The 15229-nt window shown below is 53.3% G+C and carries 16 protein-coding genes; 10 read left to right on the top strand and 6 right to left on the bottom strand.

What is annotated here, in order from left to right; genetic code table 11:
- Window positions 1-133: 133 nt before the first annotated feature.
- The gene (gene tyrP, locus BFV65_RS12865; protein ID WP_069597106.1) at window positions 134-1345 is read right to left on the bottom strand and encodes a tyrosine transporter TyrP; all 1212 of its coding nucleotides are present in this window, start codon (window positions 1343-1345) and stop codon (window positions 134-136) included.
- Between the two features lie 188 nt (window positions 1346-1533).
- Between tyrP and BFV65_RS12860 the strand changes: the two genes are divergently transcribed.
- Entirely contained in the window at window positions 1534-1773 is a 240-nt protein-coding gene (locus BFV65_RS12860; RefSeq protein ID WP_032622412.1) for a YecH family metal-binding protein, read from the top strand.
- Window positions 1774-1809: 36 nt separating this feature from the next.
- Here BFV65_RS12860 and ftnA read toward each other — a convergent pair whose 3' ends face one another.
- Together ftnA and yecR are read right to left on the bottom strand one after the other, a co-directional pair.
- The gene (ftnA, locus tag BFV65_RS12855) at window positions 1810-2307 is read right to left on the bottom strand and encodes a non-heme ferritin (RefSeq protein WP_022648525.1); all 498 of its coding nucleotides are present in this window, start codon (window positions 2305-2307) and stop codon (window positions 1810-1812) included.
- Between the two features lie 200 nt (window positions 2308-2507).
- Window positions 2508-2846 (bottom strand): YecR family lipoprotein, encoded by a 339-nt coding sequence (gene yecR / locus BFV65_RS12850; protein ID WP_069596725.1) that lies wholly within the window; start codon window positions 2844-2846, stop codon window positions 2508-2510.
- 245 nt (window positions 2847-3091) lie between these two features.
- Here yecR and BFV65_RS12845 point away from each other — a divergent pair, with 245 nt between their 5' ends.
- Window positions 3092-3730, top strand: coding sequence for an RpiB/LacA/LacB family sugar-phosphate isomerase (locus tag BFV65_RS12845; RefSeq protein ID WP_003859680.1), 639 nt, complete (start codon window positions 3092-3094; stop codon window positions 3728-3730).
- 42 nt (window positions 3731-3772) lie between these two features.
- Here the strand turns inward: BFV65_RS12845 and BFV65_RS12840 are convergent, their stop codons facing one another.
- The gene (locus BFV65_RS12840) at window positions 3773-5191 is read right to left on the bottom strand and encodes an MFS transporter (protein WP_069596724.1); all 1419 of its coding nucleotides are present in this window, start codon (window positions 5189-5191) and stop codon (window positions 3773-3775) included.
- A 214-nt stretch (window positions 5192-5405) separates the two neighbouring features.
- Here BFV65_RS12840 and azuC point away from each other — a divergent pair, with 214 nt between their 5' ends.
- Together azuC and BFV65_RS12835 are read left to right on the top strand one after the other, a co-directional pair.
- Window positions 5406-5489, top strand: a complete 84-nt coding sequence (gene azuC, locus BFV65_RS23160; protein ID WP_003859682.1) for a stress response protein AzuC — start codon at window positions 5406-5408, stop codon at window positions 5487-5489.
- Between the two features lie 106 nt (window positions 5490-5595).
- The gene (locus BFV65_RS12835; RefSeq protein WP_003859683.1) at window positions 5596-5847 is read left to right on the top strand and encodes a DUF2766 family protein; all 252 of its coding nucleotides are present in this window, start codon (window positions 5596-5598) and stop codon (window positions 5845-5847) included.
- An 80-nt stretch (window positions 5848-5927) separates the two neighbouring features.
- On the opposite strand, the gene BFV65_RS12830 is transcribed toward BFV65_RS12835, so the two are convergent.
- Both BFV65_RS12830 and BFV65_RS12825 read right to left on the bottom strand, forming a co-directional pair.
- Window positions 5928-7271, bottom strand: coding sequence for an anaerobic C4-dicarboxylate transporter (locus BFV65_RS12830; RefSeq protein ID WP_022648521.1), 1344 nt, complete (start codon window positions 7269-7271; stop codon window positions 5928-5930).
- A gap of 141 nt (window positions 7272-7412) precedes the next feature.
- Window positions 7413-7916: a non-heme ferritin-like protein gene (locus BFV65_RS12825; protein ID WP_022648520.1), complete on the bottom strand. Its 504-nt coding sequence runs from the start codon at window positions 7914-7916 to the stop codon at window positions 7413-7415.
- 504 nt (window positions 7917-8420) lie between these two features.
- Here BFV65_RS12825 and BFV65_RS12820 point away from each other — a divergent pair.
- From BFV65_RS12820 to otsA, 6 genes are all read left to right on the top strand, one after another.
- On the top strand, window positions 8421-8978 hold the full coding sequence (locus BFV65_RS12820; RefSeq protein ID WP_069597105.1) for a DJ-1 family glyoxalase III: 558 nt from the start codon (window positions 8421-8423) through the stop codon (window positions 8976-8978).
- 316 nt (window positions 8979-9294) lie between these two features.
- Entirely contained in the window at window positions 9295-10284 is a 990-nt protein-coding gene (araF, locus tag BFV65_RS12815) for an arabinose ABC transporter substrate-binding protein AraF (protein ID WP_023300466.1), read from the top strand.
- 71 nt (window positions 10285-10355) lie between these two features.
- Complete coding sequence (gene araG, locus BFV65_RS12810) at window positions 10356-11870, top strand: L-arabinose ABC transporter ATP-binding protein AraG (RefSeq protein ID WP_069596723.1); 1515 nt, start codon at window positions 10356-10358, stop codon at window positions 11868-11870.
- 14 nt (window positions 11871-11884) lie between these two features.
- Window positions 11885-12865 carry an arabinose ABC transporter permease AraH gene (gene araH, locus BFV65_RS12805; protein ID WP_022648516.1) on the top strand — a complete coding sequence of 327 codons (981 nt, stop codon included), beginning with the start codon at window positions 11885-11887 and terminating at the stop codon, window positions 12863-12865.
- Between the two features lie 153 nt (window positions 12866-13018).
- Window positions 13019-13822 carry a trehalose-phosphatase gene (gene otsB / locus BFV65_RS12800; protein WP_032676180.1) on the top strand — a complete coding sequence of 268 codons (804 nt, stop codon included), beginning with the start codon at window positions 13019-13021 and terminating at the stop codon, window positions 13820-13822.
- The gene (otsA, locus tag BFV65_RS12795; protein ID WP_069596722.1) at window positions 13797-15221 is read left to right on the top strand and encodes an alpha,alpha-trehalose-phosphate synthase; all 1425 of its coding nucleotides are present in this window, start codon (window positions 13797-13799) and stop codon (window positions 15219-15221) included. The genes otsB and otsA overlap by 26 nt, the downstream gene beginning before the upstream one ends.
- Window positions 15222-15229 lie beyond the last annotated feature (8 nt).

Below are 15229 nucleotides of genomic sequence, written 5' to 3'. Positions count from 1 at the left end.
ATTTTCCGCGGGGCCGCGGGGATTGATAAGGGGGCCGCGGCGGCCCCCTTATCCCGTTCACATGCTGTGAAAAAATCATATTCTGTTGATCTTAAGGTGAACGGAACAGTACCTCAGGACCTGTATAAATAAGTTATCCCACTTCCGGCAGCATTCCCGCTGCAATCAGCACCTGCACCAGAATAATCACCACCCCACAACCAAACACCACGCACAGCAGCGGCTTACCACCCGCCACGCGGTATCCTTGCTGCGGCTGTTGCTGGCGGCTCTTCCACGCCAGCAGGGAAGGCAGCAGCAGGGCCAGTACCGATAACGCCACGCCAGCATACCCTAGCGCCATCACAAACCCGCGCGGATAAAAGAGCGCAAAGGCCAGCGGCGGCAGGAAGGTCATCGCCCCCGTCTGTAAGCGTCCGGCAACGGTATTGCGACGCTGGAACAGATCCGCCATATAGTCAAACAGGCCAAGCGCCACGCCAAGGAAGGAGGTTGCCAGCGCCAGGTCTGCAAACAGATGTACCGCCAGCTCCACGTGTGAAGAGGCCACCACGTTACGCAGGGCAACCAGGAATCCATTCAGACCAGAATGCTCTGCCATCAGGCCGATAAAGGTGGTGGAATCAATACTGCCCAGCGTCACCAGCTGCCAGAACAGGTAAGCAATCAACGGAATGGCGCTGCCGATCACAAAGACGCGGCGCAGCTTGCGAATATCCCCGTTCATATAGCTCACGATGCTCGGCACGCTGCCATGAAAACCGAAAGAGGTGAAAATCACCGGGATGGCCGAAAGCGCCAGACCTTTCTCCAGCGGGAGGGAGAGCAGGTTAACCTTGTGCACATGCGGTGCCAGCAGCACCAGCATCACAACAAGGAAGAGAATTTTGGCGCTGAACAAAAAACGGTTAAACAGATCGACCAGCGACGTGCCCGCACAAACCACACCGCCACCGATCAGCGTAAAGACAATGGCGCCTGTTTCCGGTGAAAGCGACGCACCGAAGCCGTCATTGATACTTGACGCAATTAGCTCCCCGGCGCCGCTGATGTAGGCGGCGGTCAGCGCGTACATCAGGAACATCATGCTGAAACCGGTGATCCACTGCCCGTAGCGTCCAAGATAGCGTGCAGCCAGGGAGCCTAAGCCGGTATCGGCAGGGACATGTTGATAAACCTCCAGCAATAATAGCGCGGTGTAACACATCAGGGCCCAAAGACCGCCCAGCAGCACTACGGTAACCCCAAACCCGACGCCGGCGGCAGCCAACGGCATGGCCAACATTCCTGCGCCAATTGTCGTTCCGGCGACGATAAAAATACTTCCCAGAGTTCTGTTCTTCACGCTTTCCTCTACAACGCTTCCATACCGCGACTCATTCTGCGGCGCAGAGTAAGGGAAAAGCACCATCTCGTCAAATCACCGTTACATAGGGTGTAATGATTAATTTACAAAAAGAAAGGGGGAACCTGCGCCAGCGCAAAGCGTGTCGTGGAGGGAGCATTTAGTCTGCTTTTTATTTGCGAGAGGTAATGATGTCAATTCACGGACACGACGTGCTGAATATGATGATTGAGTCAGGTGAGCGTTATACGAAGGAGAGTCTGGTTGAGGCGATACATGCCCGCTTTGGCGAAGCGGCGCGTTTCCATACTTGTTCAGCTTCGGAAATGACAGCCGCGGAGCTGGTGGCGTTTCTGGCGGCGCGCGGAAAATTCATTCCGGCAGCAGACGGATTTTCCACGCACGAAAGTAAAATTTGCCGTCATTGAATAAAGCGGTGCTGAAAACTCAGCACCGCTTTTCTATTAATTCTGCGTGTCGAGCGTCGACAGCTCTTTATCAATGAAGTACAGACCTTCCCCGGATTTACCTGCCAGAGATAATTTATCCAGCACGGATTTAAACAGCTTCTCTTCTTCGTGCTGTTCAGCCACATACCACTGAAGGAAATTAAAGGTTGGATAATCCTGACTGGTCATGGCGGCATGAGCCAGTTCATTTATTTTCTGGGTGATCAGCTGTTCGTGCTCATAGGTGGCACGGAACAGTTCATCAAGAGAGCCGTACTCGGCGAAAGGCGATACCACGTTATCAATGCGCGGCAGGCTGCCGGTGTCCGTCAGGTAATCAAACAGACGCTGCATGTGCGTCATCTCTTCCTGGGCATGACGACGCAGGAAGGCGGCAGCCCCTTCAAAGCTGTGATAGCTGCACCAGGCGCTCATCTGCTGATAAAGCAGGGAAGAAAATAGCTCAAGATTCATTTGCGCATTGAGCTTGTCGATCATTTCAGTTTTTAACATGGTGCAGCTCCGGTTTATTAATTCTGGTTCACGATGAGCGACACTATAATTTGTTATTTAATTATTTGCAAAAAGTAAAATAAATATTTATTTATTAAAAATACGAATGGGAATAAAACGCATTGCCGCCATTTGTATTTATTAATGAGAATTGTTTTTGTTCTTATTAAATAAACTGCCAGCGTGACTGGCAGTCGCGGTTAATACCACGGATTCTGGCTGGAAGAGGTAACGGCATATCCCTGACATTTATACTGAATGGTCACACTTTCGTTCAGACAGAGTGAACCGCTGATCAGGGTGCAGGTTTTAATCGGCTGCCCGTAGGCTGACGCGGAGGCGTAGCCCATGCGTTGGCAGGCCTTTGTTGCCGTACCGTTATTAACATAGTCATCAGACCAGGCGTTTTGCAGCATGGCCTGGCCATAGTCGAGGCGCACAATTCCGTTTGGGGCATCCGTACTACTGACTTCTGCCTGACGGTTGATGCTGCACCCGGCGAGCAACAGGATCGTTCCGGCTATGATTACACGTTTCATGTTTCACTCTGCGTGACGGGAAATACGCCATTGTAACCAACGCGACGGGACGCAATGGCCGGAATAGCCGGAGGATCTGCCCTTTCACTCTACAACGAGCCGGGCCACCGCGCGAAATTGTGAGCGCATCTTTGTTTTTTAAAACAAGTTTTCACTTAATTTGAAAGTGCGTTTGTTTGATAGTAAGGTTAAGTTGAAAAGGTATCCACAGCGGGATCGCCCGCCATGCATTCAGGAGAGACAAGATGAAAATTGCACTGATGATGGAAAACAGCCAGGCCGCTAAGAATCCCATCATCCTTAATGAGCTGAAAGCCGTTGCTGATGAGAAAGGTTTCCCGGTCTATAACGTCGGTATGAGTGATGAGAACGATCATCATCTCACTTATATTCACCTGGGCATCATGGCGAGCATTCTGCTTAACGCTAAAGCCGTTGATTTTGTTGTCACCGGCTGCGGTACCGGGCAGGGCGCGTTAATGTCCCTGAACATCCATCCGGGTGTGATTTGCGGTTACTGCATCGATCCTGCGGATGCTTTCCTGTTCGCGCAAATCAACAACGGTAACGCGCTTTCTCTGCCGTTTGCGAAGGGCTTCGGCTGGGGGGCAGAACTGAACGTACGCTTTATTTTTGAGAAAGCGTTTACCGGACGCAATGGCGAAGGCTATCCACCAGAGCGTAAGGAGCCGCAGGTGCGTAACGCCGGTATTCTGAACCAGGTGAAAGCGGCGGTGGTAAAAGAAAACTATCTGGATACCCTGCGTGCAATCGATCCTGAGCTGGTTAAAACCGCCGTCTCAGGCCAGCGCTTCCAGCAGTGCTTCTTCGAGAACTGCCAGGACAAAGAGATCGAAGCCTTCGTGCGCGGTATTGTTGGCTGATTTCCATTGCCGGGCGGTGCGTTGCCCGCCCGGCACAGAGCCTTACTTTTTCAATGATACCGCGCTGCCTGCATTTTTGGTCAGACGCAGCGTGTCAACCATTCCCACCAGGCAGATCAGCGCGATCGCCACAAATGCCAGCCGGAAGCTCATTCCCGGCATGCCGGCAATCCCCATCGTCTCACTGACTTTTTCCCCGATACGAATACCAATTGCCCCGAGCGTGATCCCAAGTCCCACGGCAAGCTGCGTTGCGGTTGAAAACAGCGTATTGGCATAGCTCATCTGCGCCGAGGGTACATCCGCAAAGGCCAGCGTACTGATGGCTGTAAACTGGATCGAACGAAAAACGCCACCCAGATAGAGGATCAGCATGACGAGCCACACAGGAGTCTGCGGCGTAAGAAAGGCGCAGGCCAGCAGCGCCAGGACATTCAGTGAACCGTTAATCAGCAACAGCCGCTTAAACCCCAGGCTGCGGATCAGGGGCGTCGTCGCCGGTTTAATGGTGAGATTGCCTACGAAAACGGCCAGCACCAGCAGGCCAGAATGGAACGCGTCCATGCCAAAGCCGACCTGGAACATCAGCGGTAACAGGAACGGAACCGCGCTGATGGAGGCGCGAAACAGCGATCCGCCGTACAGGGTGACGCGAAACGTCGGCACTTGCATCGCATCGAGCCTGATCATCGGCCAGGTTGCCCGCTTAAAGTGGCGAAGCGCCAGGCTCAACGCGACGACACCGACGATAAACAGCGTGGCGGTTAATTCTGTCCGCAGAGGCTCTGCGCCCATCAACTCCATCGCATAAACCAGGCTCACCATGGCAAGGGTGGTGACCACAAAACCCGGCAAGTCAAACGGTCGGCGCGTATCTTCATGCAGGTCCGGAATGATTCGCAGTGCCAGCAAAATGGCGATTATCCCCAGCGGCACATTAATAAAGAAGATCCAGCGCCAGTCGGCATAGCTTGTAATGAACCCGCCCAGCGGCGGGCCGATGATCGGCGCGACCAGCGCAGGCCACGTCAGGGTGGCGATTGCCGTGATGAGCTGATGCTTTGGCGTTGTACGTAACACGGCCAGGCGACCCACGGGCACCATCAGCGCGCCACCCATGCCCTGGAAGACGCGCATTGCGACAAACTCCTCGAGCGTGGTGGACAGGCCGCAAAATACCGAGGCCAGCGTGAAGATCGCCAGCGCGAGGGCAAATACTTTTCGCGCGCCGAAGCGGTCGGCGATCCAGCCGCTGGCGGGGATCAGCACGGCAAGGGTGATCAGGTAGGCGCTGATGCCGATATTCAGATCCACGGCCTGTATGCCAAAGCTTTTTGCCATATCCGGCAATGCGGTGGCGATCACCGTCCCGTCCAGAAACTCCATAAAGAAAGCACCGGCCACCAGCAGTGCCGCAGGCGATAATCCACGGCTCTCTTTGCCGGATACGTTTTCACTCATTCTCTTCCTGCCCGCTCAAAAAATTTTATAAAAATTTACTGGAATTTATAAGTCTGTAACGTGCGGATTTATCGTGCCTTTTTTTAACAAACCGGCAGCACTGAGGGTTTATTAACCGTGATGCAGGTCACAAAATGGTTGATTTTTGTGATGGCGGTCATATTATAAGCGTATTGATAATAACACCTGCATAACACGTTACTGGAGCAACATAATGAAACTGCGCAAAATCCTGAAAAGCATGTGGGCTAACTACTGCACAACGTTTAAAGACGTCCCACCGGGTGCGATGTTCTGATAAAAAAACCTGCTTCGGCAGGTTTTTTTATGTCTGCGGACGACGAGAGGGAGATGGAAGGGCGTCTGTTTTGCTACTATGGCGGCCTTTGAATAAGGAGAACCCCATGTCACAAAACCTGAGCGCCGATCAGGAACTGGTATCTGACGTCGTCGCCTGCCAGCTGGTTATTAAACAAATCCTTGATGTGATTGACGTTATCGCGCCGGTTGAGGTACGCGAAAAGATGTCGACCCAGCTAAAAAACATCGATTTCACCAATCATCCTGCTGCGGCGGACCCGGTTACGCTCCGCGCGATCCAGAAAGCGATCGCGCTGATTGAACTGCGCTTCACGCCGCAGGGTGAGTCACATTAAAATAAACCGATGTTTTAAAATTAGAAACCGTTTTCTGATTTTACGTCGAAGGGCGACAGAGTCTGTCGCCCACAGAAGGCTCAAAAGAACGTCTGCACCAGCAGATAGCTCACCACGCAGGCACAGCTGACGCCAATCAGGCCCGGCAGAATAAAGCTGTGGTTGATGATGAATTTACCGATGCGGGTGGTGCCGGAGCGATCGAATCCAATACAGGCCAGATCGCTCGGATAGGTGGGCAGCACAAAGTAGCCGTAGGAGGCCGGGAAGAAGGCCACCAGCATTTTCGGATCGATGCCTAACATCAACCCCATCGGGGCGACTGCGGTTAAGGCCGCGGCCTGGCTGTTGACCAGTTTCGACACCAGAAACAACACGATGGCATACGTCCAGGGATGACTCTTCACTACCCCCTCCAGTGCCATTTTCAGTTCGTCGAGATGCGCCTGGAAAAAGGTATCGCTCATCCATGCCACGCCAAACACCGAGAAGATGGCGACCATCCCCGCCTTAAATACCGCTCCGTTTGAAATGGCCGACGCATTAACCTTACAGGTCATCAGCATGATGGCCCCGGCAATAAGCATCATCATTTGAATGACAAGGTTCATCGACAGGGCCGTCATTTTGCCTTTGATCTCAAACGCCGGACGCAACTCGGGCAACGCACCCAGCAGGACCACAACGGCAATCCCGGCGAAGAAGATCCACGTTGACCAGTAGGCCTGTTTAGGGAAACGCTGATCCATCAACGTCTCCGTTCCCCCATAGATAAACTCCCGCTGTTTCGGATCTTTCAGCTTTTCCTGAAATTCAGGATCGTCTGCGAGGTTTTTTCCCCGGCGCAGGCTCCACAGTGCCGCAATGGCGACGCCTGACAGTGAGGCCGGTACGGAAACGGCGAGTATTTCGAGGATCCCCCACGCGTGGCCGATACCGTGCTGCGCACCCAGAATTGAGACCAGCGAAACGACGGCCACGGAAACGGGGGAGGCGGTGATCGCCATCTGTGAGGCCACCGAGGCCACCGCCATCGGCCGTTCCGGGCGAATGCCTTTTTTCAGGGCGATATCCGCGATAATGGGAAACATAGTGTAGACGACGTGGCCGGTCCCGCAGAGAAAGGTCAACATCCAGGTGGTAAACGGCGCGAGAAGGGTGATGTGCTGGGGATGTTTACGCAGCAGGCGCTCTGCGAATTGCATCATCACGTTCAGGCCACCGGCGGTTTGTAGTGTGGCCGCGCAGCCGATGACGGCCAGGATCGTGAGCATCACGTCAACCGGCGGTTTACCGGGTTGCAGACCAAAGACAAAACTCAAAATAAACAGGCCGATGCCGCTTATCAGCCCCAGGCCCATCCCGCCGAAGCGGGTACCTACCAGCAGGCAGAGGATAATGACAATAAACTCAATGGTGATCATGATGCTCCCTCGTTAATGAATGTAATTAAACAAATCATTACACGATGTGTGGTTATTCATTGGGAGCAAGATCTGATTTGTTAAATGTCAGCAAAAGCAGGGAGTTGGCACCCACTCCCTGACGGGAGCGGGTGAAGGAACTTAGTGGTGTTGCACGGTAGCTATGTCGAGAAGATGGCGGTCCGTCTGCTCCAGACAGATCCCCGCGCGTTTCGCGTTGCGGATTTCGTCTGCGAGCGTTTTCAGCAGCATGCCATCCTGCTGCTGCTCTCTGTCCATATCACGTAAAAACTTGAGGGTAATGATGTCCTGTTGCGCTTTGGCTTCATCGGCCAGCTTGTTCAGCTTCGTACAGCGTTGCTCATACTCTTCAAGCGTTTTCTGGAACAGTTCCTCCAGAGAAGAGTAATTATCTTCAATCGTTTCAAGCTCTTTGACTGTGGGATTGGCGCCGATGGCTTTCAAAAAGTTAAAGACACGCATCATGTGCGTGACGTTACTTTGCGCCTGAGTACGAAAGAAGGTGGCAGTGCCGTTGAGGCTTTTTCTGGAACACCAGGCGCTCAAATGCAGATGCAGATTTGAAGCATAAAACTCCAGGTTCATCTGGGCATTCAGTTTTTGCATCATCGTTTGGGTAGTCATACTCATATCCTTATTGACTGTGGGACTTGATGTCCGCTACGAAACCTGACCCGGCAGGTACTGACGATTGAATAACAGAAAAAGATTTCTGCAAGGTAAACAAACTCGAAAATTCACGTCCTGTGTTCGATTTAAATAAGCATACGCTTCTCTTGGAATTAAGAAAACTCTTAGTTGGGCTGTGTTTACCATACATTACAAATTTAAATATAGCGCAGAACAGAAAACAGGTAACGAGATATAATATTTTTTATCTATATGATTTTAATGATATTAAAATCATTTCTTCCCATTTTTATCGTTTCAGGAAACCTTCTGTGGCGGGAAATTCTGTGAAAGTGTTAAATCAGAAATAATAACTGCAAATATATCCTGCTGTAGCAAATTTGAGCTAAATCAATTTTCCCGCAATATACGGTTCTGTGATCGCGTCGTAAGATTGTTATCTAACAGATCTGGAAAATGAAACGATGTTTTATATCTTTTCACCCGTAGAGGTTTATGATGACAAAAGTTGCGGTGCTGCTGGCACCTGGTTTTGAAGAAGCAGAAGCGATTATCACAGTTGATATCCTGCGTCGCTTGCAGATTGAGGTGGAAACGCTGGCCTGCGCGGAGTCCCGTGCGGTAGTGAGTTACCACAATATCCCCATGGTTGCTGACAGTACCTTAACGGAACGTACTAATACGCTGTATGACGCGGTCGTGTTACCCGGTGGGCCGCAGGGGAGTATCAATCTTGCGGCTAACCAGGAGGTGATACGCTTTGTTTCCGCGCATGACGAGCACGGCAAACTCATCTGCCCGATCTGCTCTGCGGCTGCGCGGGTGCTGGGCGCAAACGGGCTACTGAAGGGGCGGCGCTACGTCTGTTCCGGCGATCTTTGGCAGACCGTTGATGATGGAGTATATGTGGATGCGCCGGTGGTGGAGGATAACAACCTCATCAGCGGCAAGGGGCTGGGGCACGCTTTTGACTTTGCGCTGACGCTCTCTGCGCGTCTGCTGGGCGACGACGCCCCCGTGCGCGATCATGCTGAACACATCTATTACCGCTGGTAAATTTTCTGCCGGACGCTAAGGCGTCCGGGTTACAGGGATTTCTTAGCTGACCTTATGGATAATCCTGCTTAACTCCTTTCCATTTGTAGGACAATTACGTCCTTTTTTATGTCATTTTTCGCTGAATTTATGTACGCAATTACTGTAATTCTGCGGTGTGATGTCGCTCTCTTATGGATGATTAATTTCCCGCTAAAACTATCTCCAGCAATAACGCTTATAACGAGGTAAGCGCTAATGCCTTGTTTTAAGTCCGATTAAATAAGTTGTTCGCCATTATTCCCTACAGATAAGAATGCTAAAGCTGGAGTTTACCATGCACAAATTTACTAAAGCGCTGGCGGCCATCGGCCTGGCTGCCGTTATGTCACAATCCGCTATCGCTGAAAATTTAAAGCTCGGTTTTCTGGTTAAACAGCCGGAAGAACCGTGGTTCCAAACCGAATGGAAATTTGCTGATAAAGCCGGAAAAGATTTGGGATTTGAGGTAATTAAAATCGCCGTACCTGACGGCGAGAAAACGCTTAACGCCATTGATAGCCTGGCGGCGAGCGGCGCGAAAGGTTTCGTTATCTGTACGCCGGATCCAAAGCTGGGTTCAGCGATTGCCGCGAAAGCGCGCGGTTATGACATGAAAGTGATTGCGGTGGACGATCAGTTCGTGAATGCCAAAGGCAAACCGATGGATACCGTTCCGCTGGTGATGATGGCGGCCACCAAAATCGGCGAGCGTCAGGGCCAGGAGCTCTATAAAGAGATGCAAAAACGCGGCTGGGATGTAAAAGAGACCGCCGTGATGGCGATTACCGCTGACGAGCTGGATACCGCCCGTCGTCGCACCACGGGCTCCATGGACGCGCTAAAAGCGGCTGGCTTCCCGGAAAAACAAATCTACAAAGTCCCGACCAAATCCAACGATATCCCGGGCGCCTTTGATGCGGCGAACTCTATGCTCGTCCAGCATCCGGAGGTGAAACACTGGCTGGTGGTGGGGATGAACGATAACACCGTGCTGGGCGGCGTGCGTGCAACGGAAGGCCAGGGCTTTAAAGCACCGGACATTATCGGGATCGGCATCAACGGCGTGGACGCCGTGAGCGAACTGTCTAAAGCGCAGGCGACCGGCTTCTACGGCTCTCTGCTGCCAAGCCCGGATGTCCACGGCTATAAATCCAGCGAAATGCTTTACAACTGGGTGACCAAGGGGGTTGAGCCGCCGAAATTCACCGAAGTAACCGATGTGGTGCTGATCACCCGCGATAATTTCAAAGAGGAGCTGGCGAAAAAAGGACTGGGCGGTAAGTAATACGCTGTGATTGCGCCCCTCACACGCCGTGAGGGGCCTGACGTACACACTACAGGAATCACGGAGTCGTTATGCAACAGTCTGATCCGTATCTCTCTTTCCGCGGCATCGGTAAAACATTCCCCGGCGTAAACGCGCTGACCGATATCAGCTTCGACTGCTATGCCGGCCAGGTTCATGCCCTGATGGGGGAGAACGGCGCGGGAAAATCCACGCTGCTAAAAATTCTCAGCGGCAACTACACGCCCACCACCGGCACGCTGGCCATTCGCGGCGAAGAGGTGGCCTTTGCCGATACCACGGCAGCGTTAAACGCGGGCGTCGCCATCATCTATCAGGAGCTGCATCTCATTCCTGAAATGACCGTGGCGGAGAACATCTACCTGGGCCAGCTTCCGCATAAAAGCGGCGTGGTCAACCGCTCGCTGCTCAACTATGAAGCGGGCTTGCAACTCAGGCACCTTGGGCTGGATGTCGATCCGCAAACGCCCCTCAAGTATCTCTCCATCGGCCAGTGGCAGATGGTGGAAATTGCCAAAGCGCTGGCGCGTAACGCCAAGATCATCGCTTTTGACGAGCCAACCAGCTCGCTCTCGGCGCGTGAAATTGAAAACCTCTTTCGCGTGATCCGCGAGCTGCGCAAAGAGGGCCGCATCATTCTGTACGTCTCCCACCGTATGGAAGAGATTTTTGCCTTAAGCGATGCCATCACCGTGTTTAAGGATGGCCGCTACGTGCGCACCTTCACCGATATGCAGCAGGTCAATCATGACCAGCTGGTGCAGGCGATGGTCGGGCGCGATCTGGGGGATATTTACCACTGGAAGCCGCGCGATTACGGCCCTGAGCGTCTGCGTCTGGATAGCGTTAAAGCCCCAGGCGTGCGCACACCTATTTCACTCTCGGTGCGCAGCGGCGAAATCGTCGGGCTGTTTGGCCTTGTGGGGGCAGGGCGCAGCGAGCTGATGAAAGGGCTGTTTGGCGGGACGCGTATTACCCAGGGCCAGGTCTTCGTCGACGGGAAAAAGGTCGATATACAGAAGCCTGCGCAGGCGATTAACGCGGGCATCATGCTCTGTCCGGAGGATCGAAAGGCCGAAGGCATTATTCCAGTGCACTCGGTGCGCGACAACATCAACATCTCTGCCCGGCGCAAGTTCATCCGCGCGGGATGTCTGATTAACGACGGGTGGGAGGCGCGCAACGCTGATCACCATATCCGTTCGCTGAACATCAAAACTACCGGGGCTGAACAGCTGATCATGAACCTGTCCGGCGGCAACCAGCAAAAAGCCATTCTGGGGCGCTGGCTGTCGGAAGACATGAAGGTCATTTTGCTGGATGAACCAACGCGCGGTATCGACGTGGGGGCGAAACACGAAATCTATAACGTCATCTATGAGCTGGCAAAACGCGGCGTGGCGGTGCTGTTCGCCTCCAGCGATCTGCCCGAGGTGCTGGGCGTCGCCGACCGCATTGTAGTGATGCGTGAAGGCGAAATTGCCGGTGAATTGCTGCATGAACAGGCGAATGAACAACAGGCGTTGAGTCTCGCCATGCCTAAAGTTAGCCAGGCTGTCGCCTGAGTAAGGAGTCAATGATGTCCTCTGTTACTACATCCGGAGCGCCGAAGTCGGCTTTCAGTTTTGGCCGCATCTGGGACCAGTACGGCATGTTGGTGGTTTTTGCCGCCCTGTTCGTTGCGTGCGCGATTTTTGTGCCAAACTTCGCGACCTTCATCAACATGAAGGGGCTGGGGCTGGCCATCTCCATGTCCGGCATGGTGGCCTGCGGAATGCTATTCTGCCTGGCCTCCGGCGATTTTGACCTGTCGGTCGCCTCGGTGATTGCCTGTGCCGGGGTCACCACTGCCGTGGTGATCAATATGACCGAAAGCCTGTGGATCGGCGTGCTGGCGGGGCTGATGCTCGGCGTGCTGAGCGGTCTGGTGAACGGCTTTGTGATTGCGCGCCTGAAGATTAACGCCCTGATCACGACGCTTGCGACCATGCAAATCGTGCGCGGTCTGGCCTATATCATCTCCGACGGTAAGGCGGTGGGGATTGAAGACGAGCGCTTCTTTACGCTGGGCTATGCCAACTGGCTGGGCTTGCCTGCGCCTATCTGGCTGACGGTAGCCTGTCTGATCCTGTTTGGTTTCCTGCTTAACCGCACCACCTTTGGTCGTAATACCCTGGCGATTGGCGGGAACGAGGAAGCGGCGCGTCTGGCGGGTGTCCCGGTCGTACGGACCAAGATCATTATCTTCGTGCTTTCCGGGCTTGTGTCGGCAGCGGCGGGGATTATTCTGGCGTCGCGTATGACCAGCGGCCAGCCAATGACCTCTATCGGTTATGAGCTGATTGTCATTTCAGCCTGCGTATTGGGGGGCGTATCCCTCAAGGGCGGCATCGGAAAAATCTCATATGTGGTTGCGGGGATCCTGATTCTGGGGACCGTGGAGAACGCCATGAACCTGCTTAATATTTCTCCGTTCTCTCAGTACGTCGTACGCGGCCTGATCCTGCTGGCAGCAGTGATCTTCGACCGTTACAAGCAAAAAGCTAAGCGTACCGTCTGATTTATTTTTAGCCACTTATCTGCTCAACTATTAACCATAGTTGACCCCCTGACCGGCCCGCCAGTTATGCTGACGGGCCGGTTGCTAAATGGCGAGCGCCGTCACACTGTCTATACTTACATGGCTGTTTTGTTCACTGTAAGGAGGATTAGGGTGGCTGACTTGTTAACCGCACCGCCTGTACTGCCCGGAAAATTTGCTTTCTTTTTTGACCTCGACGGGACGCTCGCCGGGATTGAACCGCATCCTGACGACGTTGTTGTACCGGATTTGGTGTTAGAGAATTTGCAGCAGCTCTCCCGACAGAACGAGGGGGCACTGGCATTGATTTCAGGGCGCTCAATGGCCGAGCTGGATGTGCTCGCCAGTCCTTATCACTTTCCGCTGGCCGGTGTGCACGGAGCGGAGCGCCGCGATATCCATGATCAACTGCATATAGTTTCACTCCCCGATACGCTGGTTCAGGCGCTGCATGCGCAACTCTCTTCTGCTCTGGAACTGCTTCCCGGTACGGAACTGGAAGCCAAAGGCATGGCCTTTGCGCTGCACTACCGTCAGGCGCCTCACCATGAGGCGGCGATCTTTTCGGTAGCAAGAAGCGTGGCGGAAGCCCATCCGGAGCTGGCGTTACAGCCCGGTAAATGTGTGGTCGAGATTAAACCAGCAGGAATTAATAAAGGCGCTGCCATTGCAGCGTTTATGGCGGAAGCGCCGTTTAAAGGGCGTACGCCAGTATTTTTTGGGGATGACCTGACCGATGAGGCCGGGTTCAGCGTGGTAAACCGGGCCAGTGGCATGTCTGTCAAGGTAGGGCCGGGTGAAACCGTTGCCGGATGGCGGCTGGAAAACGTCGCCAGCGTCTGGCAGTGGATATCTGATGTCGCTAACCAGCAACAACAACAAATAGCGCAAAACAACGGGAGAAATCATTATGGGTCGCTTAGTCGTCGTCTCTAATCGCATCGCACCGCCGGATGATAAAAAAGCCAGTGCCGGTGGCCTGGCGGTCGGGGTATTAGGTGCCCTCAAAGCCGCGGGTGGTCTCTGGTTTGGCTGGAGCGGGGAAATCAGTAATGATGAGAAACCGCTTAAAAAGGTGTCACGGGGCAATATCACGTGGGCTTCCTTCGCACTCAGTGAGAAGGACTATGATGAATATTATTCCGAGTTCTCAAACGCCGTGCTATGGCCAGCGTTTCACTATCGTCTGGACCTGGTGAAATTCCAGCGTGAATCCTATGAAGGCTATATGCGCGTTAATGCGCTGCTGGCAGATAAACTGCTGCCGCTAATCGAAGAAGACGATATTTTATGGATCCACGATTACCATCTGCTGCCTTTCGCCAGAGAGCTGCGAAAACGTGGTGTGAATAACCGAATCGGTTTTTTCCTGCACATCCCTTTCCCGACGCCGGAGATTTTCACGGCACTGCCGCAGCATGAAGAGATCCTTGAGGCGCTGTCCGATTACGACCTGCTCGGTTTCCAGACGGAAAACGACAGGCTGGCCTTCCTCGACAGCGTGTCCGGTAAAACCCGACTGGTCACTCACGGCGGCAAATCTCACACCGCGTGGGGACGTAATTTCCATACCGAGGTCTACCCGATTGGTATTGAGCCAGACGAAATTGCCGAGCAGGCCTCCGGTCCATTGCCTCCGAAGCTTGCCCAGCTTAAGGATGAACTCAAGCACGTTAAGAATATCTTTTCGGTTGAACGACTTGATTATTCCAAAGGGTTGCCGGAGCGATTCCTCGCGTACGAAACCCTGCTGGAAAAATTCCCGCAGCATCACGGCAAGATTCGTTATACCCAGATAGCGCCGACCTCACGCGGTGAGGTTCAGGCCTATCAGGATATCCGTCACCAGCTTGAGACCGAAGCAGGGCGCATCAACGGGCGCTACGGGCAGCTTGGCTGGACACCACTTTTCTATTTGAATCAGCACTTTGAGCGCAAAATTCTGATGAAAGTGTTCCGCTATGCGGACGTCGGGCTGGTCACGCCCCTGCGTGACGGGATGAATCTGGTGGCAAAAGAGTATGTTGCAGCACAAGATCCTGCTGACCCGGGTGTGCTGGTGCTGTCTCAATTTGCCGGTGCGGCAAACGAGTTAACCTCAGCGCTGATTGTAAACCCTTACGATCGCGATGACGTGGCAAATGCCCTGAACCGTGCGTTAACTATGCCGCTTGCGGAACGTATTTCACGCCATTCGGAAATGATGGAGACCATCATGAAGAATGATATTAACCGCTGGCAGGCGCGTTTTATTGACGATTTGCGCGCGATCCAGCCGCAAAATCAGGAAGGTGATCTGCAAAAAAAGATCGCGACCTTCCCTAAACTCGCCTGATTTTCTCC

Source organism: Enterobacter hormaechei subsp. hoffmannii, assembly GCF_001729745.1.
GTDB lineage: Bacteria > Pseudomonadota > Gammaproteobacteria > Enterobacterales > Enterobacteriaceae > Enterobacter > Enterobacter intestinihominis.
This window is presented reverse-complemented; position numbering and strand designations above follow the sequence as displayed.